Origin of the sequence: Pseudomonas sp. (assembly GCF_030150285.1) — a bacterium.
Classification (GTDB): domain Bacteria; phylum Pseudomonadota; class Gammaproteobacteria; order Pseudomonadales; family Pseudomonadaceae; genus Aquipseudomonas.
This window is the reverse complement of the sequence record NZ_JASLGE010000071.1, coordinates 22,683-48,971: the sequence shown is the minus strand read 5'-3', so window position 1 is coordinate 48,971 and position 26,289 is coordinate 22,683. Positions and strand designations below refer to the sequence as shown.

Below are 26,289 nucleotides of genomic sequence, written 5' to 3'. Positions count from 1 at the left end.
CACCCCGCCCCACTGGCTGACTGGCTTCGCATGTTGACCTGTTCTGTACATCCCCTGCCTTACTTCGCCAACCCCGCCGATTACTTTGCGCAGATACGTCATGCGCCTGGTGCTGTGCTGCTGGACAGCGGCCGCCCCGCTGCCGACCGCGGGCGCTACGACATCATGAGCGCGTGGCCAAAGCAGACACTGGCAGTGCAACCGGATGAACCGGGCCGCGCATTTTTGCAGCGCTTGCGCGATAGCCTCCAGCAACTGGGCAAAGCAACGCTCCCGGAGGGTCTCGAACTGCCATTTGCCGGCGGCCTGATCGGCTACTTGAGCTACGACTTCGGCCGCACACTCGAACACCTGCCAGCCCTGTCAGAAGACGATATTCAACTGCCTGCAGCCCGGCTCGGGCTATATGCCTGGGCATTGGTCAGCGATCACCGGCTCGCCACCTCGCAACTGGTATTTCACCCAGCTCTGTCAGCGGGCGAACGTGAACGCCTGGTTCAGTTATTCAGCCAGCCACAGCCGTGCGTGAACACCGCCTTTCACCTGAAACAGCCGATGCAACCCGACATCAGTGCCAACCGTTACGAGCAGGCGCTGAACCGCATTCACCAGTACATTCAGGCGGGCGACTGTTATCAGGTCAATTACACACAGCGCTTTAGCGCCGAATGCGAAGGCGATGCCTGGTCCGCTTACTGCGCGTTACGTGCCGCGTGCCCCACACCCTTTTCCGGGTTTATGCACTTGCCGCATGACAACGCCATTTTAAGCCTGTCACCCGAACGCTTTGTGCGCGTCAGCCATCGGCAGGTCGAAACCCGCCCGATCAAAGGCACCCGCCCACGCGGCAAAACGGCTGGCGAAGATGCGGCGAATGCCGCCGAACTGCTAGCCAGTGCCAAGGATCGCGCCGAAAACCTGATGATCGTGGACTTGCTGCGAAATGACCTGGGGCGCACCTGCCGCACCGGTTCAGTCCGGGTACCCGAGCTGTTTACCCTGGAAAGCTACCCCAATGTTCATCATTTGGTCAGCAGTGTCACCGGCGAATTGGCTCCCGGCAAAGACGCCCTGGACTTGATCGGCGATAGCTTTCCTGGAGGCTCAATTACCGGCGCGCCGAAGATCCGCGCCATGCAGATCATCGACGAGCTCGAACCCACGCGCCGCAGCATTTACTGCGGTTCGCTGCTATACCTCGACGTTCGCGGCGAAATGGACAGTTCCATTGCCATTCGCAGCCTGCTGGTCAAAGACCGGCGCATCACGTGCTGGGGCGGCGGCGGCATCGTGGCCGACTCTGACTGGCAAGACGAATATCAGGAATCCATTACCAAAGTGAAAGTGCTGCTCGACACGCTGCGAACCCTGTAGCCCGCGGTTTTTGCTAACATCCCGCCCACTAGAGAGCGCCCAGCGCCATTCACTGTAGGAAGCCGCCTGATGAGCCACCCGTTCGACGTCGCCGAACTCGCCGCGACATACGCCAGCAAATCCCCGCAGGACATTCTCAAACTTGCCTTTGAACACTTTGGCGATGAACTCTGGATTTCATTCAGCGGTGCCGAAGATGTCGTGCTGGTGGACATGGCCTGGAAACTTAACAAAAACGTCAAAGTGTTCAGCCTCGACACCGGGCGCCTGCACCCTGAAACGTATCGTTTTATTGATCAGGTGCGCGAGCATTACAACATCCAGATCGAACTGATCTCCCCGGACCACACGCGACTCGAGCCGTTCGTGAAGGAAAAGGGCCTGTTCAGCTTCTATAAGGACGGGCACGGCGAATGCTGTAGCGTGCGCAAAATTGAACCGCTGCGACGCAAACTGTCGACCGTCAAGGCATGGGCGACCGGCCAACGCCGTGACCAGAGCCCCGGCACCCGCAGCCAGGTAGCGGCCCTGGAAGTCGACGCAGCGTTCTCCACCCCCGAACGCCCGCTGTACAAATTCAACCCGTTGTCGCAAATGACCAGCGAAGAAGTCTGGGGTTACATCCGCATGCTCGAACTGCCTTACAACAGCTTGCATGAACGCGGTTTTATCAGCATCGGTTGCGAACCGTGCACCCGCCCGGTGCTGCCTAACCAGCACGAGCGCGAAGGCCGCTGGTGGTGGGAAGAAGCCACGCAAAAAGAATGCGGGCTGCATGCCGGCAACTTGATCGCCAAACACTAAGCTCGCCTTTTGCAGGAGCGAGCTTGTAGGAACGAGCTTGCTCGTGATCTTTTGATCTTTAAAACGAAAGATCGCGAGCAAGCTCGCTCCTACAGGCCTTACGCCGTGATCGGCCCTTCTTTTTAGATCAAAAACCAGGTCAAAAGCGCGTAGCCGTTCACCTGCCACCTTGCGTTTACCCAGTACTTGCGTACAGAATTAGCAATAATTCTCAATAACATTTGAGTTACGGCTAATGTCTACAGCTGAACCCGCCTTTCAGTCCACGATTACTGAACTCTACAGCGAGCATCACGGCTGGTTGCATGGCTGGTTGCGGCGAAAACTGGGGTGCACACACAACGCGGCCGATCTGGCGCAGGACACGTTTGCGCGAATCCTTAATGCCCGCGAATCGGTGGCGACCCTGCGCGAACCCCGCGCTTTTTTGAGCACCACTGCGCGCCGCTTGCTCATCGATCAAGTGCGACGCAAGAAAATCGAAAACGCCTACTTGCAGGAGCTGGCGCTGACTGCCGAAGCCTTGGAGAGCTTCCAGTCGCCCGAGCAAATCCTGACAACCCTTGAAGCCCTCGAACAGATTGCGTTTATGCTGGAAGGCATGCCGGAAAAGGTACGCCAAGCCTTTGTGCTGTATTACCTGGACGGCACGGCCCAGGCTGAAATCGCTCGGCAGTTGGGACTTAGCGATCGCACCGTGCGCAAGTACCTGATTCAGGCTTTATTGCATTGCAGCCACAGCCTGGACACCTAATGCCTACACCGCGCAGCATTGACGAACAAGCCGCCGAATGGATGCTTCGCCTGCATGAAGAAGGCTTCAGCGAAGCCGTTCGCCTTGAATTCGAACACTGGAAACAGCAAACCCCGCAGCACGCTGCCGCAGCCATACGCATGCAAGAAGCGATTGGCCGTCTGCAAGCCTTGCGCGGGCAAGCGGCACCTGCCAAAGCGGCGCTGAATGCCGCTTTTAGCACACGAAAAAGCCCTCGCCACAAACAGGCCTTGCGTGCGCTGGCAATCGCTTGCGCTGTGGCCTTACCCTCCGCACTGTTCCTGCAAAGCCATTACCCGCAGTACCTGATGGCTGATATCAGCACAGGCCCCAACGACTGGAAAACATTACGCCTGGCCGACGATTCAAGCATTACCCTCAGCGGCACCAGCGCGGTCAATGTGCATTTTGATGATCAACAGCGGCGCATCGAACTCCTGCAGGGCGAAGTGCTGGTCGACGTGGCGCACGACAGCGCTCGCCCCTTTGTCGTGCAGACAGAGCAGGGCAGCATGCGGGCGCTGGGCACCCGTTTTGTAGTGAAACGCGAACAGGACGTCACCGTACTCAGCATGTTGCAGTCACGGGTTGCGGCCCAAAGTGCGGACGAGCAGCACACGCTGGAAGTCGATGCCGGCTCCCGCGCAATGATTACCCAAAACACCGTTGAACGGGCGGGCACCGTCGACCCCGCCGGAGTGAATGAGGCCTGGAAGCACCATCAACTGGTGGTCGATAACCAACCCCTGCCCCATGTACTCGATGAAATTTCCCGCCATCGTCGTGGCTATATCCAGTTCGACCCCGCAGCCCTGGCTCACTTGCAGGTCTCAGCGGTACTGCCGCTGGACGATACCGACCGCGCCCTGCAACTCATCGCCGAAACCCTGCCGCTGAACATCAAACGCTTTACCCCTTGGCTGATCGTGATCAGCACCGCACCGCCTGCTGAAAAATAATTATTCGCATTGGTTCCGCTTTTTCCAGGTCAACCGTCAAGAAAGGTAACAGACCTACAAAGGATTGCGACTCCATGCATACCCCCCTTCACGCCCACCCACGAATCAGGCCCTTGACACTGGCCATCCATCTGGCAGTCGCCTCGGCGGCCGGCCTTATGGGCACCTCATTTGCCCAAGCGCAAACGCAGGCGGCGGTTAAAACCTACGATATTCCAGCCGGCCCCCTGAGCAGTGCCTTGAATCGGTTTGCACAGCAAGCGGGGGTGGCGTTGATTTTCCAATCGCAAAACCTGGAGGGGCTGACCACGCCCGGCCTGCATGGCACCTACAACGAACAGGGTGGCTTCGAAGCACTCCTACGGGGCAGCGGCTATAGGGTCGTCAAAGGTGCCAACGGCTATAGGCTTGACGCCTTGCCCAGCACCAGCGGCAGCCTTGAACTGGGTGCCACCCAAATCAGCGCTAACCAGTTAGGCACGATCACCGAAGGAACCGGCTCTTACACGCCCGGCAGTATTGCCACCGCGACGCGCATGGTGCTGACACCACGCGAAACGCCGCAGTCGATTTCTGTGGTGACGCGCCAGGCCATGGATGATTTCGGCCTCAATTCCATCGACGATGTGATGCGCCATACCCCGGGTATCACCGTGGCTACCTATGACAGCGACCGCACCAGCTATTACTCACGGGGCTTCGCGATCAAGAACTTCCAGTACGATGGCATTCCGATCCTGCAAGACCCGCAATATTCAGCCGGGCATACCCTGACCGATACCGCCATTTACGACCGGGTCGAGATCCTCAAAGGCGCGACCGGCTTACTCACCGGCGCCGGCGGACCGGGCGGCACCATCAATATGGTGCGCAAAAAACCGACGAGTGAATTCAAGGCCCACGCAGAGCTGGGCGCGGGTTCGTGGGACAACTACCGTTCGCAAATCGATGTCAGCGGCCCTTTGACCGAAAGCGGCAATGTACGCGGGCGGGCCGTGGCGGCCTATCAGGACAAACGCTCATTCATGGAGCATTACCAGCGCGACAGTTCGGTTTACTACGGCATTCTGGAAGTGGACCTGACCCCCGATACGTTGCTGACAGTGGGCGCGGACTACCAGGACAACAACCCCAAGGGGTCGAGCTGGTCGGGCAGCGCCTCACTGTTTAACTCCGAAGGTGAGCGCATCAGCACGCCACGCTCCTTCAACAACGGCACAAAATGGAGCAGTTGGGAACAATACACCCGCACCGTTTTTACAACCCTGGAGCACAACTTTGAGAACGGCTGGGTTGCCAAAGCGCAGTACAACCATCAGATCAACGGTTACAACGCCCCTCTTGGTGCGCTGCTAGACCCTGTTGCGAGTACCGGCCTGGCCCCTATCCTCGCTCGCAAGTACACCGGCGAGTACGTCAGCGACAGCGGCGATTTATTCGCCACCGGCCCGTTCAACCTGCTCGGGCGCGAACATGAGTTGGTCATCGGCGGCTCGGCATCCAAATCGCACTGGACCGGCAAGGACTACACCAACGCCAATATGGTCGACAACGCTTACGACTACTACAACTGGAAAGGGGATGCCCGCGAACCGGAGTGGGGCAACGTGACATCGTACAATGATGAGACCACCCGCCAGACGGGCGTTTACGTAACCGGCCGCTTTAGCCTTACAGACGATTTGACACTGTTACTCGGCACCCGCGTAGCCGACTACACGCTGACCGGTACCAGCCAAGCCAAAGACACCGGCAAAGTACTGCCCTATGCCGGGCTTATTTACGACCTCAACGAACACATTTCCGCTTACGCCAGCTACACCGACATTTTTTTGCCGCAGTCCTACTACCGCAATCGTGACAACAAGATGCTCGAACCTGATGAAGGCAAGAATTACGAAGTGGGTTTAAAGGGCGAATTCTTGGATGGACGGCTGAATTCAAGCCTGGCTTACTTTGAAGTCCATCAAGACAACCGCCCTGAAGCGGATACCTCTTACAACGCGCGCCCAACCAACCCGGACATTCAATACGCCTACAAAGGCGTTAAAGCCACCACCAAGGGTTACGAAGCTGAAATTTCCGGCGAACTGTTGCCTGGCTGGCAGTTACAAGCGGGCTATACGCACAAGATCAGTCGCGATCACTCCGGTAAAAAAGTCTCCACTTGGGAGCCTGAAGATCAAATCAATTTGTACACCACCTACAAACTGACAGGGGATCTCGATAAATTGACCCTGGGTGGTGGGGTGCGCTGGCAAGGAACAGGCTGGCAGGTGCTCACCAACTGGGGCAAAGGCGGTGCCCAAGAGAAATTCTCGCAAGACCCGTACTGGCTGGTTGACCTGATGGCGCGTTACCAGATCAGCAAAAACCTCTCGGCCACGGTCAACCTGAACAATGTGTTCGACAAGTCGTACTACACCAACATCGGCTTTTACAACTCGTCGTACTCCGGTGACCCGCGCAATGTGATGGTAAACACACGCTGGGATTTTTAGTCGCATCGGTGTAGCCGCTGCCGCAGGCTGCAAAAAGGGCCGCAGGAGCTTCGTTTTTTTACAGAACAATAACGGGGCGCTGTGCAACCCATCGCAGCCTGCGGCAGCGACTACTGCGTTTTTACGGATGCACAAAAAACACACGCGCACAAAAAAGCCTGCACAAGGCAGGCTCTCTGTGGATCACAAGCGTTCAAGGGGCTTGTATTCCGAATATGGCGCAGCGGACGGGACTCGAACCCGCGACCCCCGGCGTGACAGGCCGGTATTCTAACCGACTGAACTACCGCTGCGCGTAACATTGAAAGCGAATGGTGGGTGATGACGGGATCGAACCGCCGACCCTCTGCTTGTAAGGCAGATGCTCTCCCAGCTGAGCTAATCACCCTTTCACTTCACTCTCGTTGCGGAGCGCATTCTCTCACAATTTTCTTGTAAGTGGTTGTTTTTATTAGGTTTTTTTCAAAACTTTTTAAAAACTTCCGTTTCCTGCACCCAGCCCTTTGACTCAACAGAAACTGTAGAATCGAAGCCTTTCAAGAAAAAGCCCGCATTCAGCGGGCTTTCCCCAACCACAAGCGTTCAAGGGGCTTGTGGCAAAAATATGGCGCAGCGGACGGGACTCGAACCCGCGACCCCCGGCGTGACAGGCCGGTATTCTAACCGACTGAACTACCGCTGCGCGTAACACTGTGAGCGAATGGTGGGTGATGACGGGATCGAACCGCCGACCCTCTGCTTGTAAGGCAGATGCTCTCCCAGCTGAGCTAATCACCCTTTCACTCTCGGTGTGGCGCGCATTCTACGGAGCCACCCAAGGTCTGGCAAGCACTTTTTAAAATAATTTTCCCAAGCACACCAAAGGGTTAGCGCAGGGTTGGCCTATCGCGCCATGAAGCGAATAATGCGTCTTTGTATAAAGGAGTGATTCACCCCATGTGGTTCAAAAACCTGCTTATCTATCGCTTGACCCAAGATCTGCCTTTTGATGCGCAGGTGCTGGAAACTGCACTGGCCACCAAGCTGGCCCGCTCCTGCGCAAGTCAGGAAGTCTCCACCTATGGTTTCGTCGCCCCTTTCGGTAAAGGCGAAGACGCTCCACTGGTACACGTCAGCCAGGACTTCCTGTTGATCGCGGCCCGCAAGGAAGAACGCATCCTGCCGGGTAGCGTTGTGCGCGATGCCTTAAAGGAGAAAGTCGAAGAGATCGAAGCCGAACAAATGCGCAAGGTCTATAAGAAGGAGCGCGACCAGCTCAAGGATGAAATCATCCAGGCCTTCTTGCCTCGCGCCTTTATTCGACGCTCCGCAACCTTTGCCGCCATTGCTCCCAAGCAGGGCCTGATTCTGGTTAACGCTTCCAGCCCGAAACGCGCCGAAGACTTGCTGTCCACGTTGCGCGAAGTGATCGGTTCGCTGCCTGTGCGCCCTCTGGCCGTGAAAGTCGCGCCGAGTGCAATCATGACCGAGTGGGTTAAAACGCAAAAAGCCGCTGACAACTTCTTCGTTCTCGACGAATGCGAACTGCGCGACACCCATGAAGATGGCGGGATCATCCGCTGCAAACGTCAGGACCTGACCAGCGACGAGATTCAGTTGCACCTGAGCACGGGCAAAGTTGTGACCCAGTTGTCACTGGCGTGGCAAGACAAGCTGTCCTTTGTGCTGGACGACAAACTGGTGGTCAAACGCCTGAAGTTTGAAGACTTGTTGCAAGACCAGGCGGAACAAGATGGCGGTGACGACGATCTGGGCCAGCAAGACGCCAGCTTCACGCTGATGATGCTGACGTTCGGTGAGTTCCTGCCGCAGTTGTTTGAAGCCCTGGGCGGCGAAGAAACCCCACAAGGCATTTGATTTAGCCCTTGAGCCGTGCGAGCTCGACCGCGATCAGCGCGATAAAGCCGGTCCGATAAGTGAAATAAACCCTTAGCCGACTGAACGTTCGGGGTTGTCCGTCAGAATAATCTTGTGCACTATAGTGCGCACAGTGAGGACGACCTCGCGACTCATCGAGTGATTATTCTGGGGACGACCCCATCAATTGATGGAGACAATCATGTCCTGGATTATTCTGTTCTTCGCGGGTTTGTTTGAAGTGGGCTGGGCGGTCGGTTTGAAATACACCGACGGTTTCACTCGGCCCTTGCCTACCGCCCTTACGATTGCCGCAATGGCTGTTAGCTTGGGCCTGTTGGGCCTGGCCATGAAAGAGCTGCCATTGGGCACCGCTTATGCCATCTGGACCGGTGTCGGTGCCGTGGGTACCGTGATCGCCGGGATTATCCTGTTCGGTGAGTCCATGGCTTTGTTCAGGCTGGCCAGCGTTGCGCTGATCATTGCCGGCCTGGTCGGGCTCAAGATAAGCGCCTGAATGTAAACACGTAGTCGCAACTGCCGCAGGCTGCGGGCCTTGATTTCAGATCAAAGCCCGCCGCTTCGCTGGTTACAGGTTCTCCCCGCGCAATTCGGCGACCCGCTCGCGCAACCGTTTCTGCGTCGCTTCAGTGGCCGCTATCGGCTCCCCCGCCACCAACGTCACACGCGACCACAACCGGCGAAACACCCCCTTGCCCGGATCGCGACTGAAAAAACTGCCCCACAGCCCTTGCAGCGCCATCGGTACAACGGGTACGGGCGTACGCTCCAGGATCTTTGTTATTCCGGCCTTGAACTCATTGATCTGACCATCTCCGGTGAGCTTGCCTTCAGGGAAGATGCACACCAACTCGCCATCGTTCAGGTACTCGGCAATCTTGCGAAAGGCGCGATCGTAAATAACCTCATCTTCAGCACGCCCAGCGATCGGAATCGTGCCAGCGGTGCGAAAGATAAAATTAAGCACGGGCAAGTTGTATATTTTGTAATACATCACAAAGCGAATCGGACGACGCACTGCGCCGCCGATTAATAACGCATCCACAAACGAAACATGGTTGCACACCAGCAACGCCGCACCCTCATCAGGAATATTGTCCAGGCCTTTGTGCTGCACGCGGTACATGGAATGGCTGAGCAGCCAGATCATGAAGCGCATGGTGAACTCAGGGACAATTTTGAAGATGTAGGTGTTGACCGCGATATTCATCAACGACACCACGAGAAACAACTCGGGGATCGTCAACTTGGCCACGCTTAACAACACAATCGTGAGGATGGCCGACACCACCATAAACAGCGCATTGAGAATGTTGTTGGCCGCGATAACCCGCGCTCGCTCGTTCTCGGCGGTACGCGACTGAATCAACGCATACAGCGGCACAATGTAGAACCCGCCGAACACCCCCAGCCCCAAAATATCGAACAACACCCACCACGCCTGGCTGAATCCCAGCACACCCAGCCAATCGTTGGCCTGAATGTTCTGCGGCATATGCCCCGAATGCCACCACAGCAGCAGGCCAAATAGCGTCAGCCCGAACGAGCCAAACGGCACCAGTCCGATTTCAACCTTACGCCCCGAGAGCTTTTCACAGAGCATCGAGCCCAGCGCGATACCGACGGAGAACACTGTCAGAATCAGGGTCACAACCGTTTCATCACCGTACAGCCACTCTTTGGCGTATGCCGGAATCTGCGTCAGGTAAATAGCACCGACGAACCAGAACCAGGAATTGCCCACGACAGAGCGTGACACCGCAGGCGTCTGATTCAACCCCATGCGCAAGGTGGCCCACGACCCACTGAAAATGTTCCAGTTCAGGCGCAAACCCGGCGTGTCGGCCGGCGCACTCGGTATGGCACGGCTGGCCAGGTAGCCCAACACGGCAACCGAGACGATAACCACCGACACCGCCACTGTGTAATTGCTGGACGACAGCATGATCCCGGCCCCAATGGTACCCGCCAGGATCGACAGAAACGTCCCCGTTTCGACCAGGCCGTTACCACCGACCAGTTCTTCTTCGCGCAGGGTCTGAGGCAAAATCGAATATTTGACGGGCCCAAAGAGCGCAGAGTGCGTGCCCATTGCAAACAGCGCGATCAGCATCAGCACCAAATGATCGAAAGCAAAACCGATGGCTCCGACCACCATGATGGCGACCTCGCCCAGTTTGATCAGGCGAATCAACCGGTCTTTGGCGTATTTCTCACCAAACTGACCGGCCAGGGCAGAGAACAAAAAGAAGGGCACGATAAAAAGCAGTGCGCATACATTGACCCAAATCCCCCGATCCCCTTCGATACTCAACTTATAAAGGATGGCGAGAATCAGCGACTGCTTGAACAGATTGTCGTTGAGCGCCCCCAAAGACTGGGTCACAAAGAATGGCAGAAAGCGACGCTTGCCCAACAGGCTGAACTGCGAAGGGTGACTCATCATCCAGGTACTCACGTTGCGCCAGAGGCTTTTTCATTGGAATGCTGTTTTAACACTCAAGACACAACCTTACTCAAGTTCTGCAACTGAGACTGCGATGCTCAGCACTTTCGTACAGCCCATGACGTCAGCGCCCTACTTCTTTAGCCCCGCAATGCAAGGCGACACAAACAGCTCACCGCGCCAGGCCCCTTTAACGGTTCGTACCCCCACAACCAGCCACATCAGCGTCAGCATTATCACCAGCACACAGCCGACGACCTCAAAGAAACCCAAGTGCAACACCTTACCCAGATGCAGCGTGGTCAAAGCGTAGACCCCCAATGGGAAGGTAAACCCCCACCAGCCCAGATTGAACGGGATGCCTGCGCGAAAGTACCGATGGGTGATGAGCAGGGCCATCAACATCCACCACAAGCCAAACCCCCACAGAGCAATACCCGAAATCAACCCCATGCCCTCGGCGATCTCACCGACCCGGGCAAACCCATTGGCGGCAAAAATGGCCGGCGAATCGGCCCCCAACAGCAATAACCCCAGCGCACCCGTACCAATCGGCCCCAACGCCAGCCAACTGGAAGCGGCCATATTTTCATGGGGCAGTTTATGCAGCGCCATTCGCAGCATAAGGATGGTCAAGATGCTGAACGCGACCGGCACCGAGAACGCCCACAGCACATAGCTGGTAATCACTACATGGAACTGCGCCACCGGATCGCTCAGGTGTGGAGCCAAGAGCCCGCCACTGGCTGCCGCCACCTCGGCCGCCACCACTGGCAGCAGCCAAACCGCTGTCATTTGGTCAATACTGTGTTCCTGACGGGTGAACATCATGTAGGGAATCATCACCCCAAATGCCAGCGACATCGCCACGTCCAGCCACCACAGCACATGCGCGACCTGCACCATGTCACTGCCCCAGCGCTCGACGCCAAACAATAGAAAGCCATTAATGATAGTCGCTAGCCCCATCGGGATGGTGCCGAAAAACATCGACACGATGGAGTGCCCGAAAATGCGCCGCGCTTCATCGAAGTACAGCACCCAACGCAAGCCATAGAGCACGCTGAATAAAATGAACAGACCGATGTTGAACAGCCACAGGCCTTCGGCAACGGCGTGTATGCCAGGGATGAACACGGGCAACTGGGCCAGCGCCAATGCCAGAACTCCGGTGCCCATCGTTGCGGCAAACCAGTTGGGCGTGAATTGACGGATCACTTCGCGCGGGTGCTGCAACTGGCTAAAGGGCCGTAAACCGGTGCGGGATGTAGGGGGGCAAGTCATGGGTTCCTCCTGTTCCTCGTATGAGGTAAAAACAGCATAGAACCCGAACGCATATCTATATAACGGGTAATATCTCTAACCATAATCTATTTTTCTTATATACAAGGGGTGTGACGCCCGGTCGCGCTCAGACCATCGTCGACACTGACGGCGTACAGACATCATGCGAGACTAGTCCTCCAGAGCGGGATTGCTCGGGACTCATTTATTCAGGAGCCTCCATGTCGTTGTCCAGCGGGCTAATCGCCGCCGTCGCCCTGGCCTATATGGCCATTATGTTTGCCATTGCCTTTTATGGTGACCGGCGCAGCAAACCGCTGCCGCCGCGGGTGCGCGCGTGGGTATACAGCCTGTCGTTGGCGGTGTACTGCACCAGCTGGACGTTCTTCGGCGCTGTAGGGCAAGCCGCCGAACAGTTGTGGGCATTCCTGCCGATCTATCTGGGACCCGTACTGCTGCTGGTGTGCGCACCGTGGGTCTTGCAAAAAATGGTGATGATCAGCAAGCAAGAGAACATCACCTCGATTGCCGACTTTATTGCTGCGCGTTACGGCAAATCTCAATCGCTGGCGATTGTCGTGGCACTGATCTGCCTGGTGGGGGTGCTGCCTTATATCGCCCTGCAGCTCAAAGGGATTGTGCTTGGTGTCAACCTGCTGATCGGTGCCGGCGCAGATGCGACCGGCTCGCGGGTTGAAGACACAGCCCTGATTGTGACGCTCATTCTGGCGCTGTTTACCATTCTGTTCGGCACACGCAACCTCGACGCCACTGAACACCACCGCGGCATGGTACTGGCCATTGCCTTTGAATCGCTGGTCAAGCTGCTGGCCTTTCTTGCTGTCGGGGCCTTTGTAACCTTTGGCCTGTATGACGGCTTCGATGATTTGTTTAATCAGGCCATGCTCGCCCCACGGCTGGAGGAGTACTGGAAAGAAACCATCAATTGGCCTTCGATGGTGGTGCAAACCGGTGTTGCGATGATGGCGATCATCTGCCTGCCGCGCCAATTCCATGTCACGGTGGTCGAGAATATTGAGCCCCAGGACCTGCAACTGGCCAAATGGGTGTTTCCGGCGTACCTGATTCTGGCAGGCCTGTTTGTGGTGCCGATTGCATTGGCCGGCCAAATGTTGCTGCCCAGCTCCGTACTACCCGACTCGTTCGTAATCAGCTTGCCGCTGGCCCAAGCTCACCCTGCCCTGGCACTCCTGGCCTTTATTGGCGGCGCATCGGCCGCCACCGGCATGGTGATCGTCGCCAGCGTGGCACTGTCGACGATGGTGTCCAACGACATGCTGTTACCGTGGTTATTGCGCCACAAAAACGCCGAGCGCCCGTTTGAAGTTTTCCGTCACTGGATGCTCTCGGTGCGACGCGTCTCGATTGTGGTGATTTTGCTGTTGGCCTACGTGAGCTATCGCCTGCTGGGGCCTACCGCCAGCCTCGCCACCATCGGCCAAATCGCGTTTGCTGCCGTCACGCAACTGGCCCCGGCCATGCTCGGGGCCCTGTACTGGAAACAAGCCAACCGTCGTGGCGTATTCGCAGGGTTGGCGGCAGGCACTTTTATTTGGTTTTACACCCTGGTACTGCCACTGGCAGCCCATGGCATGGGCCTGACGCTGGCGCATTTCCCGGGGCTGAGCTGGTTGCACAGCAACCCGCTGGGCTTGCCAATCACCCCCCTGACCCAGGGTGTGGTGTTGTCACTGGCGGGCAACTTCACCCTCTTTGCCTGGGTGTCTGTGCTGTCACGCACCCGCGTGTCGGAACACTGGCAAGCTGGCCGGTTTATCGGTCAGGAAATCAGCAGCCACCCCAGCTCCCGCTCGATGCTCGCCGTGCAAATCAATGACCTGTTGACCTTGGCGGCGCGCTTTGTCGGTGAAGAGCGCGCCCATCAGAGCTTCATTCGTTTTGCCTACCGCCAAGGCAAGGGTTTCAACCCCAATCAGAACGCCAATGGCGAGTGGATCGCTCACACCGAGCGGTTACTGGCTGGCGTATTGGGCGCATCGTCGACAAGGGCCGTGGTGAAAGCGGCTATTGAAGGCCGTGAAATGCAACTTGAGGACGTCGTCCGCATCGCTGACGAAGCCTCGGAAGTTCTACAATTCAACCGTGCCCTGCTTCAAGGCGCGATCGAAAACATCACCCAAGGCATCAGCGTCGTCGATCAGTCGCTGCGGCTTGTGGCGTGGAACCGCCGCTACCTGGAGCTGTTCAACTACCCGGACGGGCTGATCAGCGTGGGCCGGCCTATTGCTGACATCATTCGCCACAATGCAGAACGCGGCCTGTGCGGCCCGGGCGAAGCTGAAGTGCATGTCGCCCGTCGCTTGCACTGGATGCGCCAAGGCCGCGCGCACACTTCCGAGCGCCTGTTCCCCAATGGCCGCGTGATCGAGCTGATCGGCAACCCCATGCCGGGCGGCGGGTTTGTCATGAGTTTCACCGACATCACCGCATTCCGGGAGGCCGAGCAGGCCTTGACCGAAGCCAACGAAGGGCTAGAACAACGTGTCGCCGAGCGCACGCACGAGCTGTCGCAACTCAATCAGGCGCTTACCGAAGCCAAGGGCGTGGCCGAGACCGCAAACCAGTCCAAGACCCGTTTTCTGGCCGCCGTCAGCCATGATCTGATGCAACCGATGAACGCCGCCCGACTGTTTTCGTCGGCGCTTTCTCATCAGGACGAGGGGCTTGGCCCGGAAGCCAGAAAGCTGGTTCAGCATCTGGACAGCTCCTTGCGCTCCGCCGAAGACTTGATCAGCGATTTGCTGGATATTTCACGCCTCGAAAACGGGAAAATCACCCCGGACATCAAGCCGTTTGCCATTAATGAGCTGTTCGACACCCTGGGCAATGAATTTACCGCCCAGGCCCATGAGCAGGGCTTGAACTTCCGGGTTCGCGGCAGCCGTTTACGGGTCAACAGTGATATCAAATTACTGCGCCGCATTCTGCAGAACTTTCTGACCAATGCCTTTCGTTATGCCAAAGGCCCGGTACTGCTGGGCGTGCGCCGGCGCAACGGCCAGTTGTGCCTCGAAGTGTGGGATCGCGGCCCGGGCATTCCGGCGGACAAACTTCAGGTCATTTTTGAAGAGTTCAAGCGCCTGGACAGCCATCAGACCCGTGCAGAAAAGGGGCTGGGGTTGGGGTTGGCGATTGCTGACGGCCTGTGCCATGTGCTCGGGCACACCCTGCAAGTGCGCTCGTGGCAAGGCAAGGGCAGCGTATTCAGTGTCAGCGTGCCGCTAGCCAACAGCCAAACGCCACCTCAGCCGGTCGCCACCGAACAGAACGGGCAGCCCGTGAATGGCGCGCAGATACTCTGTATCGATAATGAAGACAGCATTTTGATCGGGATGCAGAGCCTGCTGACACGCTGGGGCTGCAGAGTCTGGACCGCACGCAACCGTGACGAGTGTGAAGCGTTGCTCAATGAAGGGGTGCGCCCCCAGCTCGTGCTGGTGGATTACCACCTGGATGACGGTGAGGTTGGCACAGACCTGATGCGCTGGTTGCGAGCCCGCCTGGGCGAACCGGTGCCCGGTGTGGTCATCAGCGCGGATGGGCGCCCCGAAATGATCGCCGAGGTGAATGCCGCCGGGCTGGAATACCTGCCCAAACCCGTGAAGCCGGCGGTGCTAAGGGCGATATTGAGCCGGCATGTGCCTTTGTGAGGGCCGGTCCTTAAACGCGTGCGCCCAGGAGACGCACGGGTAGTCGGACGTCGACCGGTTGCCCCTACAGAGGGTCGGCGTCTGATTCCGCAGGGTGAGCGACGCCATCCACATCCGTCATTGCCCGCTCCAGCAAATCTGCTGGCAAACTTTTACTGGCGCGCGCCCCCAGCAATTTGAGTTGCTCGCTGCGGCTGACCAGATTGCCACGCCCTTCTGTCAGTTTATTGCGAGCACCAGCGTAGGCCTTGTCCAACTGCTGCAGGCGATTGCCGACCTCGTCCAGGTCCTGAATAAACAGCACAAATTTGTCGTACAGCCAGCCTGCGCGCTCGGCAATTTCCCGGGCATTCTGGCTTTGCCGCTCCTGCTTCCAAAGGCTGTCGATGACCCGCAAGGTCGCCAGCAACGTGGTGGGGCTGACGATCACAATATTGCGGTCAAAGGCTTCCTGGAACAGGTTCGGCTCAGCCTGTAACGCCACCGAAAACGCAGCCTCGATCGGCATAAACAACAGTACAAAGTCGAGGCTGTGTAACCCTTCGAGCCGCTTGTAGTCTTTACCGGCCAAGCCCTTCACGTGATTGCGCAACGACAGCACGTGCTGTTTGAGGGCCGCCTGACCGATCACGTCGTCATCAGCCACTACATATTGCTGGTAAGCCGTGAGGCTGACCTTCGAGTCGATGACCACCTGCTTGTCTCCCGGCAGCATAATCAGCACATCAGGCTGAAAGCGCTCACCGTCAGGTCCCTTGAGGCTGACCTGGGTCTGATATTCACGCCCTTTCTCCAGCCCCGCGTGCTCCAGCACGCGCTCCAGAATCAGCTCCCCCCAGTTACCCTGGGTTTTCTGACCTTTAAGAGCACGGGTCAGGTTGGTCGCCTCATCGCTCAAACGAAGATTGAGCTGCTGCAGGCGCTCCAGCTCTTTGCTCAGCGAAAAACGCTCGCGAGCCTCTTGCTGGTAGCTTTCTTCGACTCTTTTTTCAAAGGACTGGATGCGTTCTTTCAGCGGGTCCAGCAATTGCCCGAGGCGCTCATTGCTGGTTTCGGCAAACCGCTGTTCGCGCTCATCAAAGATCTTGCCGGCCAATTCAGCAAACTGTGCTCGCAACTCATCACGCGAACCCTGCAGGTCACTCAGGCGTTGTTGATGGCTGTCTTGCTGCTCACGCAGCTCTGCGCTCAATGCCGACGCATGGGCGTCCAGACGGCGCAGTTCTGTTTCTTTCAGCCCGCGCTCAAGGTTCCAGGCATGGGCCGCATCGCGGGCATTGTCGCGCTCAACCTGCAGCAACTCGACCTCTCGGCGTAGCGCAGCACGCTCCGCCTGCTTCGCCGCATTGGCCTGCCCCAGGTCGCTGATCTCATCGCGGCACGCATCAAGTTGCGCACTCAGGCCTTCCTGAGCCAATAGAGCCATGCTCAGACGCTCGTTAAGTAGGACGAGTTCAGCACTGTGGCCAGCAGCCCGGCGCTGCAATTGCCAGAGAATCGCCAACAAAGGCACGCCGGCTATCACCAAGCCCAGCAAGAGGCTGTTCACATCCAGGGCCATACCCACTCCGCACCAGGTAAAAGAGCAAGGTTAACCAAGCGGCTGCGCCGAAGACAGCTCAGTCTTCGATCTTGCCCAGTTCCTGTTGCGCTACACGATCTCCAGCACGGGCCGCCTGGCGTAAAAGCTCATGGCCAATGCGCTGGTCGCGGGCGCTGCCACAATCACGGCACATCAGTTGGCCCAAACGGCTTTGTGCCACTACTACACCTTGGCGTGCGGGCTGTTTGAGCAGATGGCCGGCCACTTGCTTGATGCTGGGGTTAGCCCCCAGCCGAGGGTTGTCGAGCAACCAAAGAGCAACCCGCAAGGTAAAACGCTTGGGCGCTTCAACAGGCGTGCTTGGGCGAGTAACAGAAGAAATGGTGGTGCGAAACTTCATACGACACTGTAGGGTAGAACGGAAGGCGCGCAACTCTACTCCTTTTTTCGCTGCCGTAAAGCCGAAAAAAGTCTATACCCGCGTTCTAGTGCAAGCGCGCGGGACAATCCACAGATCCTGTGGATAAGTCAGTGGACAACCCACTATTAACCCGCTCAAACGCCCAGCGCGCGGGGCTCAAGGTCAAACTGGCGCTTTTTTCACCAATTAAAAAAAACGATGTTTTTCATTGACTTAAATTTTATGGACAGGCTAGGCCTTGCTACCTGCTTGCCGCTGAGAAGGCTTTTGCAGCCCTACCACAAATGTGCACAAGTTGGCATTCAGGGCAAGAAACTGTGGCTTGGCAGCCCAAAAAATGTAGGACTGGGCACTGACACGAGCCATCGTTTAGAAGGCTGAACAGCCATGGCGGCGGCGCTTCCCGGCACTGGAAAAGCGCTAATCTTCAGCTAGTGACAGCCTTTAAAAAAACATACATCTGCTTGGCTATCGGCCATTTCCTGTCATGCCCTCTACCTTTTCGAAGTTTTCTGGTTCATACGCTTGCAATTAAAAAGCCAATTCGTTATGATCCACAGCGTTAGTACCAAGCTGAAAGTCAATTCGGGTCGAACACATCCCCCAGCCTTATTCTTCACTATGAAGTCAGGCTGACACATACGGGACCGACCCCCTCGATGGTTTCCAGGTAAATGCCGCGCCGATAAGGCCTTTGAACAAACAAAGGTATCGTGATGCTGCTTACTCTGACCGAACCAACCTGCAGATTGATCAGGATCTTCACCCGGAGCACGGAACCCAAGCTCCTGTTGTGATTGCCTGCCCTCCTAAGTACCTACCTGCCAGCCCAAGCGCCACATACTGAATGCGCAACAACTGGCGGCTTTGTTCCAGTCAGGTTCTTCGTCCCGCCAAAGATGGCTCGACGTCACTGGAACGTTTTAACGCTGCACGGATCATATCCGTGTCATTTGTAGGAACATCTAATAACTATGTCGACTCAAATCCATGCTCAGGATGCCATTCGCACCCTAACCAACGCTTTTGCTCCCATGAACTGCCTGATTATGGCCGCTCGCAAAGGCTGCTTCAGCTTCACACTGGTCAACGAACACGGCATCGCTCGTCACAGCGAACGCCTGTACCCCGATCAATATTCCAGCGCAGAACCTCTGCAAGCTGTGATCGAGCGTACTCGTCAGGCACTCACTGCCTGAACACCCCAGAAGTGCCCACACAAAAAGCCCTGCCTGAATAGCAGGGCTTTTTGCTTTCAGAAGTTTCAGAAATATCCGACATACCTTAAGTGCTTACTGATCTATAACGACTGGATCAAAGATAGAAATGTTTTAAAAACATGATATTGCCATCGATAGATAACACTACACTTCAACTTAAGCGGCATGATCCGCTGCCGGCGTACACACCCCACTCACGGCTGCCAAGCACCGGGGTGTGGCCGGCCACCTTCAGGCTACGCGTGCGACCGGGCATCACTGCCAAGGCGCTGAGGCCGAGAAACTGGCCGTCACCCGCGTTTAATTTGCGCTATTTCAGCGTCATCGCCCGATGGCTGTTTGAACACCAAAAACAAGCCGGCCTGACGCCCAATGGCGCTCCATGTACGGCCAAAGCCTGATGCCAAGCCTTTGAACCACAAGGATGTTTACCCAATTCTGCTAATACGTGGCGTACCCACCTTACTCCCCCCACCTGGTTGGTTTGAGATTCAGTCGCCCCGCAAGAATTTTCAAATGCTTCAATTATGGTCGGATTGTCCTACAAAACATCGCTATCTTCTGCGAATTAGCCTATAGCGCTCTCACAAAAATGTTGGTAGTTTTCGTCCGGTGATCATAAGGAGTTCTAATAATGAAAAAAGTAATGCTCAAGACCACACTTAGCCTCGCTGTCACCCTGGCTTCCAGCCAGATCTTCGCCAGCGGCTTCGCCCTCAACGAACAAAGCGTGAGCGGTATGGGGACCGGTTTCGCAGGTCGCTCATCTTCTGCTGACGATGCAAGTACCGTATTTGGTAACCCTGCCGGTATGTCCCGCCTACAAGGTCAGCAAGTGACTGGCGGTATTGCAGTGATTGATGCAACCACAAACATCAAAGATGCCGATGGCAACGCCTCTGGCACCAACAAAGGTGACATGGTGCCGTTCACGGGCGTACCCATGGGCTTCTACACCAACCGCCTGAACGACCAGTGGGCAGTCGGTGTCGGCGTATACGCACCGTTTGGCCTGGCCACTGAATACGAAAAAGGCTTTAAAGGCCGTGCTTTCGGTAGCACCAGCGACGTGGCGGTTGTGACCATCCAGCCAACCGTCAGCTATGCGTTCAATGACAGAGTCTCGATCGGCTTTGGCCCGACCATTAACCGTATCTCCGGCAAGCTGGAATCGGACCTGTCAGTTATGCCCGGACGACTGCCTGAAACCCATGTCAAGATCAAAGGCGACGACACTGCTCTGGGCTTCAACGCCGGTATTCTGGTGCAAGCCACAGACACCACCCGCGTGGGCCTGACCTATCACTCAAAAGTCAGCTACAAACTCAAAGGGCACACGGACATTGAGCCAGGCCCAGGCACTCCAGCTGGAACGATCAATAGCAACCGCTATGATGCATCGCTGTCGATTGACACCCCGGAATCCTGGGACCTGTCCGTCACACAAGACCTGTCCGACGCCTGGAAAGTCTATGCCGGTTCTACCTGGACCCGCTGGAGCCGCCTGAAAGACATTACCGTTGAAAACAAAGGTGTTAATGCCACCACTGCGGGCAACGTGGGCGCTGTAGCGTTCGGCACCATCAAGGAAGATCAGAACTGGCACGACACCTGGGCTTACGCCATCGGTACCTCGTATCAGTTGAACAAGCAGTGGGTACTGCGTACTGGCCTGACATGGGACCAGTCGCCGACCAACAACACCAACCGTTCGCCACGCATCCCTACCGGTGACCGGACAATCTTCAGCCTGGGTGCCGGCTATGCCGTCACTGATGACCTGACCATTGATGTGGCCTACTCATACCTCAAGGAAGAGTCCGTCAAAGTCAATGATGTAAAAGGTGCCAACCGCTACAGCGCCAAATACGAAAACAGTGCAAACGGTTTTGCTCTGGGCGCGACCTACAAGTTCTAATTCACTACGAGGCTAAAACCCTCGCTGGCTGAATCAAAAAAGCCCTGCGCTCTTAATGAGCCAGGGCTTTTTTATGTCTAGCGTAATCAGCTTTTTGAGGCGATGGCTTTTTCTATTGCCTCAATCAATTCAGGGCTGTCAGGCTTGGTCAGGCTGGAAAAGCTGGCAACCACTTTGCCCTGGCGATCCACCACGTACTTGTAGAAGTTCCACTTCGGCGCGCTGCTCTGCTGCGCCAGCACCTTGAACAAATGCGTAGCATCAGCACCTCGTACCGGTTGTGGCTCGGTCATGGTAAAGGTCACGCCATAGTTGACGTAGCAGACCTTGGCGGTCTCCTCACCGTCCTTGGACTCCTGCTTGAAGTCATCCGATGGCACACCAATCACTTCCAGCCCCTGGCCTTTAAAGCGCTGGTTCAGCGCCTCCAGCCCTTTGAACTGTGGGGCGAAGCCGCAAAAGCTCGCCGTGTTCACAATCAATAAAGGCTTGCCAGAAAAACGCTGGCACAGATCAATCGATTCCTTTGCACGCAGCTTGGGTAATGAACCTTCCAACAAGGCCGGACAATCGGCAGCCCATGCCGATCCGGTAAAGGCCACAAGCAGCATGGGCATCGCAATCCAGCGTTTTAGCATGATTTGAGTCCTTTAAAGAGGGGCAGACACAGAACTTACTCGCCCTGGTCGCGCACTAGCAAGCGCCCATGCCCAACTGCATCAGCGCCAACCCGCCCTGATGCCAGCCCCACCAGGCCAACGCCAGCAGCAAACCGCCGGCACTGACGCCACCTACCCAAGCCCACGTAGAACTCACGCCACACTCCCTTGCGCCTGCAGACGCGCCACAGGACGCTCACGCACCGGCCAATTCAAGGCCGCCGCCATCAAACTCAACAGGATCGAACCCTGCCAGATCAAATCGTAGCTACCGGTTTGATCATAGACCACGCCGCCCAGCCAGCCGCCCAGAAAGGCTCCCAACTGATGGAAAAGAAACACGATACCGCCCAGCATCGACAGGTTGCGCACGCCGAACATGGTGGCAACCGTGCCATTGGTCAACGGTACCGTCGACAACCAAAGAAAGCCCATGGCCATGCCAAACAGGTAGGCACTGAACTGTGTTACCGGTGCCCACAAAAACAGCACAATCACCACTGATCGCGCCAGGTACAACCCGGTAAGCAAGCGCGGTTTGGAGAACCGCCCTCCCAGCCACCCCGCCGTGTAGGTCCCAAAAATATTGAACAGGCCAATCAAGGCCAGCACCGTTGTGCCCACCGTGGCAGGTAGATGCTGATCCACCAGGTAAGCCGGCAAATGAATACCGATAAACACCACTTGGAACCCGCAGACAAAAAAGCCGAACGCCAACAGCCAAAAGCCGGAATGCGAGCACGCCTCGTGCAGCGCCTCTTTAAGGCTTTGCTCACCGCCCAGGCTGGGCAGTGGGCGATCCTTGAGCAGCCCCACCAAAGGCACGATCAGGGCCACGAGCAACCCCAATACCAGCAATGTCGAAGACCAGCCCAACCAGCCGATCAGGCCAAGTGTTCCGGGCAGCATTGCAAACTGCCCAAACGAACCTGCCGCGCTGGCGATCCCCATGCCCATACTGCGCTTTTCAGGTGGCAAGGCACGGCCCACAACCCCCAGGATCACCGAAAACGACGTCCCGGACAGGCCAATGCCAATCAACAGGCCCGCACTGAGTGACAGCGTTAGCAAAGAGTCCGATAGCCCCATCAGCACCAGCCCTACGGCATACAGCACACCGCCAACAATCACCACCTTGGCAGCGCCAAAACGGTCAGCCAATGCACCGGTAAACGGCTGCGCCAGGCCCCAGATCAGGTTCTGCAGAGCGATCGCGAGGGCAAAGACCTCACGCCCCCAGCCGAACTGTGCACTCATGGGCGGCAGAAACAGCCCGAAGCCATGCCTGACTCCCAGCGACAAGGCCAAAATCAACGCGCTGCCAAGCAGCACCCACCCGCTGGTACGCCACACCGATGTCATTCTTATTCTCCCAATGCGGGTATATACCCACTTTTAACCGTAAAACTGGCGCTCAGTCAGCGCCAGCCAATTCATCCAATAATGCCAAGAGTTGCGCACGCCGAGCGTCACCCAAACGATCCATCAAACGCTGCTGCGCCGCTTCCCAGGCCGGAAAGGCCGCCTTGAGCCGTTCTTCGCCTGTCTGCGTCAAGCAGATAACGCGATTACGCTGGTCTTCACCCTCCGACAGCTTGACCAGCCCGGCACCTTCGAGCACCCGCACATTCCGCCCCAACGTACTGCGGTCGAGCCCCATCGCTTCGGCCAAGGTGGAAATGCTGGGTTGATCGAGGCGCTTGAGGTTGCTCAGCAACGAATATTGGGCAACGTTGATACCGAAGCCATCAAGGGCTCCGTCGTAATGCCTGCTCACGCCACGTGCCGCACGCCGCAGATTGATGCATAAACACTGAGTCGGTAACATTATGTATGTATATACCCGCAATAAAACAGAATCAAGGTTTAAAAAGGCCGCTAACGCCTACGACGCCCCTCAAATCAACGCCAACCCTACCAGCATCAGCACTTCCAGCAGTTCCAGCAACGCGCCAGCCGTATCACCCGTGGTGCCACCCAAGCGCCGCATCATCACCTGACGCAGCCACACAAACCCGGCCACTGCCAGCCCCACCGCCCAAAGGCCGGGCACACCCGCCAAGCCGACACAGGCCACGGCGCTGAGCGCTAGCACCCACCACCCCGCACGGCGCGGCAGATGATCCGCCAGGGCCTGACCCAAGCCGCCAGCGCGGACATAAGGCGTGGTAAGGAACACACCGAGCAAGGCACTGCGCCCGATCAGCGGCACAATCAGCAAAACGGCACCGCGCGAGTGTTCGATCAACGCCAGCAGCGCGCAGAATTTGAGCAGCAGCACCAATACCAGTACAACCACCGCAATCGGCCCGCTGCGCGGGTCTTTCATGATGGTCAGGGTTCGTTCGCGATCACCAAAGCCACCCAACCAGGCATCGGCGCTATCTGCCAGGCCATCCAGGTGCAGACCGCCGCTGAGGAACACCCAGGCGCTCAACAGCAAGGCGGCCTGTAGCATCAGCGGTGCGCCCGCCAGTAGCGCGTTCAGCCCCCATAACAAGACACCGAACAGCAGCCCCACCAGCGGGTAAAACAGCAACGAGCGCCCCAATTCCTGAGGCTGCGGCATGCCCGGCAAACGAATCGGCAAACTGCTTAAAAACTGCAGGGCGATCCAGAATGGCAACATGCTCAGCCCTCCTCGCTCAACACACCGCCCGCCGCGACCTGCAGTGAAAACAGCGCGCCATTGGCCACCGTCACCTGCAGCAGTTGCTCTCGCGGCAACCCTCGGGCCTGCGCCAGCAGCAGCTTCATGACGCCGCCGTGACACACCACCAGCACGCGCTCACCTGAATGGGCCTGCTGCAACCGGGTAACCGATGCCAACACCCGCGCGGAAAATGCCGCCACGGGCTCGCCCTGCGGCGGGGTAAAACTATAAGGGTCCGCCCAGAACTGCCCGAGCGCGTCAGCATCGGTTTCCATCAACTCGGCGGCGCTGCGCCCTTCCCAGGCCCCAAAATGCAACTCTTGCAGCCCCTTTTCGAACTGCACCGACAGCTTCAGCGCGTCGCCCAACTCGCGGGCAAACGCTGCGCAGCGCTGCAACGGTGAGCTGACGATACGGTCCCAGGGGCCGCCATCCTTGACCGCTTCGCGCATCTGCGCCCACCCCAATTCGGTCAATGCATCGTCAAGGCTGCCCCGCAAACCGCCGCCCAACTCGGTTTCACCATGACGCAACAGGTCAAGGTGCACCGTCATGCCGGACGATCCGCCACGGCGGCCTCCGCAAACGTGGCCATCTGACCGTGCAGCTCACACGCCAGGCGCACCAGCGGCACCGCCAGCGCAGCACCACTGCCTTCACCCAGGCGCAACTCCAGATCGAGCAACGGCTGCGCCTGCAAACTGTCCAGCACGCGGCGATGCCCAAGCTCGGCTCCGCGATGACCAAACACCAGCCACTCGCGGCAGCCCGGGTTCAAGCGCACAGCCACCATGGCCGCGACCGTGCAGATAAACCCGTCAACCAGCGCCACCACGCCTTCTTGCGCACACGCCACATACGCGCCCGCCAGCGCAGCAATCTCAAAACCGCCCAGGCGAAACAGCGTTTGCAACGGGTCATCCAGGTAGCCGGCGTGGAATGCCAGAGCTCGCTCAATCACCTGCGCCTTGTGGCTGACGCCCGCCGCGTCCAGCCCGGTGCCCGGCCCGGTTAACGCCGAGGCCGGGCAACCCAGCAAGGCACTGGCCACGGCACTGGCCGACGCGGTGTTGCCGATGCCCATTTCGCCGCCAATAAACAGTTCACTGCCCGCCGCCCGCGCTCGCACCACGCAGTCACGCCCGGCCTGAAGGGCTTTTAGGCCCTGAGCGTCAGACATGGCAGGCCCGGTCGCAAAATTGGCCGTTCCAGCACCCAGTTGCAAATGCCGCACACCCGCCAGGTCAAGCATGGGCGTAACGGTGCCCAGGTCCACCACGTCCAGTTGCGCGCCCAATTGACGGGCCAGTACGCTGATTGCCGCGCCGCCGTTCACAAAGTTATGCAGCATCTGCCCGGTAACGGCTTGCGGATAAGCCGAGACACCTTCCGCGACCACACCGTGATCACCGGCGAAAATGGCAATGGTGACGTGATCAGCACGGGGCTTGAGCCGCCCCTGCAAACCGGCCAGTTGCACCGCCAGCGCCTCCAGCCGGCCCAGCGAACCGGCCGGCTTGGTCAGTTGTTGCTGGCGGGCATCGGCCGCCGCCAAGACCTCAAGGTCAGACGGTTTACACAGCGCCAACCACCATGGGGTACTCATCATGCAGATCCTTTCAACGTCAGGGGCAGGCCTGCCACGGTCAACACGACTCGCTGACAACGCTCGGCCAGGGCTTGATGCAACCAACCGGCTTCATCGACATAACGGCGAGTCAATTCGCCCAGCGGCACGACACCCATTCCGGTCTCGTTGCTGACAAAAACGATATCGCCCGGCAGTTCAGCCAGGCACTGAAGCAGCGCATCGCGTTCAGCAATCAGGCGCTGCGGGTCTTCCAGCATCAGCAGGTTGGTCAGCCACAGCGTCAGGCAGTCCACCAGCACAAACGTGTCGGGCCGGGCGTGGTCGCGCAACACCCGGGCCAGTTCAATCGGCTCTTCAATCAACCCCCAGTGCTGGGGGCGACGCTCACGATGAAGGCGCAGGCGCTCATTCATTTCGCCATCCAGCGGCTGGCTGGTGGCAATGTAGGTCACGGCCCGGCCCGATTCGGCCGCCAGGGTTTCGGCCAAGCGGCTTTTACCGGAACGCGCGCCCCCCAAAATCAATTGCTGCATGCCAATAAACCTCTAGAAGACGGTGTTTACTCCTGTAG

22 protein-coding genes and 4 tRNA genes are annotated in these 26,289 nt (G+C 57.6%); 10 read left to right on the top strand and 16 right to left on the bottom strand.

What is annotated here, in order from left to right:
* Positions 1-30: 30 nt before the first annotated feature.
* From pabB to Q1W15_RS16225, 5 genes are all read left to right on the top strand, one after another.
* A complete protein-coding gene (gene pabB, locus Q1W15_RS16245) occupies positions 31-1,374 on the top strand; it encodes an aminodeoxychorismate synthase component I (RefSeq protein ID WP_300730204.1) in 1,344 nt (447 codons plus the stop codon).
* A 69-nt stretch (positions 1,375-1,443) separates the two neighbouring features.
* Positions 1,444-2,178, top strand: a complete 735-nt coding sequence (locus tag Q1W15_RS16240) for a phosphoadenylyl-sulfate reductase (protein ID WP_300730203.1) — start codon at positions 1,444-1,446, stop codon at positions 2,176-2,178.
* A gap of 235 nt (positions 2,179-2,413) precedes the next feature.
* Positions 2,414-2,932: a sigma-70 family RNA polymerase sigma factor gene (locus Q1W15_RS16235; protein ID WP_300730202.1), complete on the top strand. Its 519-nt coding sequence runs from the start codon at positions 2,414-2,416 to the stop codon at positions 2,930-2,932.
* Positions 2,932-3,912 (top strand): FecR family protein, encoded by a 981-nt coding sequence (locus Q1W15_RS16230; RefSeq protein ID WP_300730201.1) that lies wholly within the window; start codon positions 2,932-2,934, stop codon positions 3,910-3,912. The genes Q1W15_RS16235 and Q1W15_RS16230 overlap by 1 nt, the downstream gene beginning before the upstream one ends.
* 74 nt (positions 3,913-3,986) lie before the next feature.
* On the top strand, positions 3,987-6,413 hold the full coding sequence (locus tag Q1W15_RS16225) for a TonB-dependent siderophore receptor (protein ID WP_300730200.1): 2,427 nt from the start codon (positions 3,987-3,989) through the stop codon (positions 6,411-6,413).
* 216 nt (positions 6,414-6,629) lie between these two features.
* Here the strand turns inward: Q1W15_RS16225 and Q1W15_RS16220 are convergent.
* The 4 genes from Q1W15_RS16220 to Q1W15_RS16205 form a co-directional block, all read right to left on the bottom strand.
* A tRNA-Asp gene (locus Q1W15_RS16220) sits at positions 6,630-6,706 on the bottom strand.
* Positions 6,707-6,725: 19 nt separating this feature from the next.
* Positions 6,726-6,801 (bottom strand) — tRNA-Val (locus Q1W15_RS16215).
* Positions 6,802-7,018: 217 nt separating this feature from the next.
* Positions 7,019-7,095 (bottom strand) — tRNA-Asp (locus Q1W15_RS16210).
* 19 nt (positions 7,096-7,114) lie between these two features.
* A tRNA-Val gene (locus Q1W15_RS16205) sits at positions 7,115-7,190 on the bottom strand.
* Positions 7,191-7,349: 159 nt separating this feature from the next.
* Between Q1W15_RS16205 and rdgC the strand changes: the two genes are divergently transcribed.
* Together rdgC and sugE are read left to right on the top strand one after the other, a co-directional pair.
* Entirely contained in the window at positions 7,350-8,270 is a 921-nt protein-coding gene (gene rdgC, locus Q1W15_RS16200; RefSeq protein ID WP_300730199.1) for a recombination-associated protein RdgC, read from the top strand.
* Positions 8,271-8,472: 202 nt separating this feature from the next.
* Positions 8,473-8,787, top strand: a complete 315-nt coding sequence (gene sugE / locus Q1W15_RS16195; protein WP_300730198.1) for a quaternary ammonium compound efflux SMR transporter SugE — start codon at positions 8,473-8,475, stop codon at positions 8,785-8,787.
* Positions 8,788-8,859: 72 nt separating this feature from the next.
* On the opposite strand, the gene Q1W15_RS16190 is transcribed toward sugE, so the two are convergent.
* Complete coding sequence (locus Q1W15_RS16190; RefSeq protein ID WP_300730227.1) at positions 8,860-10,734, bottom strand: MFS transporter; 1,875 nt, start codon at positions 10,732-10,734, stop codon at positions 8,860-8,862.
* Between the two features lie 135 nt (positions 10,735-10,869).
* On the bottom strand, positions 10,870-12,021 hold the full coding sequence (locus Q1W15_RS16185; protein ID WP_300730197.1) for a TDT family transporter: 1,152 nt from the start codon (positions 12,019-12,021) through the stop codon (positions 10,870-10,872).
* Between the two features lie 221 nt (positions 12,022-12,242).
* Here Q1W15_RS16185 and Q1W15_RS16180 point away from each other — a divergent pair, with 221 nt between their 5' ends.
* On the top strand, positions 12,243-15,713 hold the full coding sequence (locus Q1W15_RS16180; protein ID WP_300730196.1) for a PAS domain-containing hybrid sensor histidine kinase/response regulator: 3,471 nt from the start codon (positions 12,243-12,245) through the stop codon (positions 15,711-15,713).
* Positions 15,714-15,777: 64 nt separating this feature from the next.
* On the opposite strand, the gene rmuC is transcribed toward Q1W15_RS16180, so the two are convergent.
* Both rmuC and Q1W15_RS16170 read right to left on the bottom strand, forming a co-directional pair.
* Positions 15,778-17,139: a DNA recombination protein RmuC gene (rmuC, locus tag Q1W15_RS16175; protein WP_300730226.1), complete on the bottom strand. Its 1,362-nt coding sequence runs from the start codon at positions 17,137-17,139 to the stop codon at positions 15,778-15,780.
* A 193-nt stretch (positions 17,140-17,332) separates the two neighbouring features.
* Positions 17,333-17,656 carry a sel1 repeat family protein gene (locus Q1W15_RS16170; protein WP_300730195.1) on the bottom strand — a complete coding sequence of 108 codons (324 nt, stop codon included), beginning with the start codon at positions 17,654-17,656 and terminating at the stop codon, positions 17,333-17,335.
* A gap of 995 nt (positions 17,657-18,651) precedes the next feature.
* Between Q1W15_RS16170 and Q1W15_RS16165 the strand changes: the two genes are divergently transcribed.
* Complete coding sequence (locus tag Q1W15_RS16165; protein WP_300730194.1) at positions 18,652-18,876, top strand: hypothetical protein; 225 nt, start codon at positions 18,652-18,654, stop codon at positions 18,874-18,876.
* 655 nt (positions 18,877-19,531) lie between these two features.
* A complete protein-coding gene (locus Q1W15_RS16160) occupies positions 19,532-20,815 on the top strand; it encodes an OmpP1/FadL family transporter (RefSeq protein WP_300730193.1) in 1,284 nt (427 codons plus the stop codon).
* Positions 20,816-20,901: 86 nt separating this feature from the next.
* Here Q1W15_RS16160 and Q1W15_RS16155 read toward each other — a convergent pair whose 3' ends face one another.
* The 8 genes from Q1W15_RS16155 to cobU all read right to left on the bottom strand — a co-directional run bounded on the left by Q1W15_RS16155 (position 20,902) and on the right by cobU (position 26,251).
* A complete protein-coding gene (locus Q1W15_RS16155) occupies positions 20,902-21,453 on the bottom strand; it encodes a glutathione peroxidase (RefSeq protein ID WP_300730192.1) in 552 nt (183 codons plus the stop codon).
* A 55-nt stretch (positions 21,454-21,508) separates the two neighbouring features.
* Entirely contained in the window at positions 21,509-21,631 is a 123-nt protein-coding gene (locus tag Q1W15_RS16150) for a hypothetical protein (RefSeq protein ID WP_300730191.1), read from the bottom strand.
* Entirely contained in the window at positions 21,628-22,827 is a 1,200-nt protein-coding gene (locus tag Q1W15_RS16145; protein WP_300730225.1) for an MFS transporter, read from the bottom strand. The genes Q1W15_RS16150 and Q1W15_RS16145 overlap by 4 nt, the downstream gene beginning before the upstream one ends.
* 61 nt (positions 22,828-22,888) lie before the next feature.
* Complete coding sequence (locus Q1W15_RS16140) at positions 22,889-23,302, bottom strand: MarR family winged helix-turn-helix transcriptional regulator (protein ID WP_300730190.1); 414 nt, start codon at positions 23,300-23,302, stop codon at positions 22,889-22,891.
* 69 nt (positions 23,303-23,371) lie between these two features.
* A complete protein-coding gene (locus Q1W15_RS16135) occupies positions 23,372-24,103 on the bottom strand; it encodes an adenosylcobinamide-GDP ribazoletransferase (RefSeq protein ID WP_300730189.1) in 732 nt (243 codons plus the stop codon).
* A 2-nt stretch (positions 24,104-24,105) separates the two neighbouring features.
* On the bottom strand, positions 24,106-24,681 hold the full coding sequence (gene cobC / locus Q1W15_RS16130; protein ID WP_300730188.1) for an alpha-ribazole phosphatase family protein: 576 nt from the start codon (positions 24,679-24,681) through the stop codon (positions 24,106-24,108).
* Positions 24,678-25,733, bottom strand: a complete 1,056-nt coding sequence (cobT, locus tag Q1W15_RS16125; RefSeq protein ID WP_300730187.1) for a nicotinate-nucleotide--dimethylbenzimidazole phosphoribosyltransferase — start codon at positions 25,731-25,733, stop codon at positions 24,678-24,680. Before cobT ends, cobC begins: the two co-directional genes overlap by 4 nt.
* Positions 25,733-26,251, bottom strand: a complete 519-nt coding sequence (gene cobU, locus Q1W15_RS16120; protein WP_300730186.1) for a bifunctional adenosylcobinamide kinase/adenosylcobinamide-phosphate guanylyltransferase — start codon at positions 26,249-26,251, stop codon at positions 25,733-25,735. Before cobU ends, cobT begins: the two co-directional genes overlap by 1 nt.
* Positions 26,252-26,289: the final 38 nt, after the last annotated feature.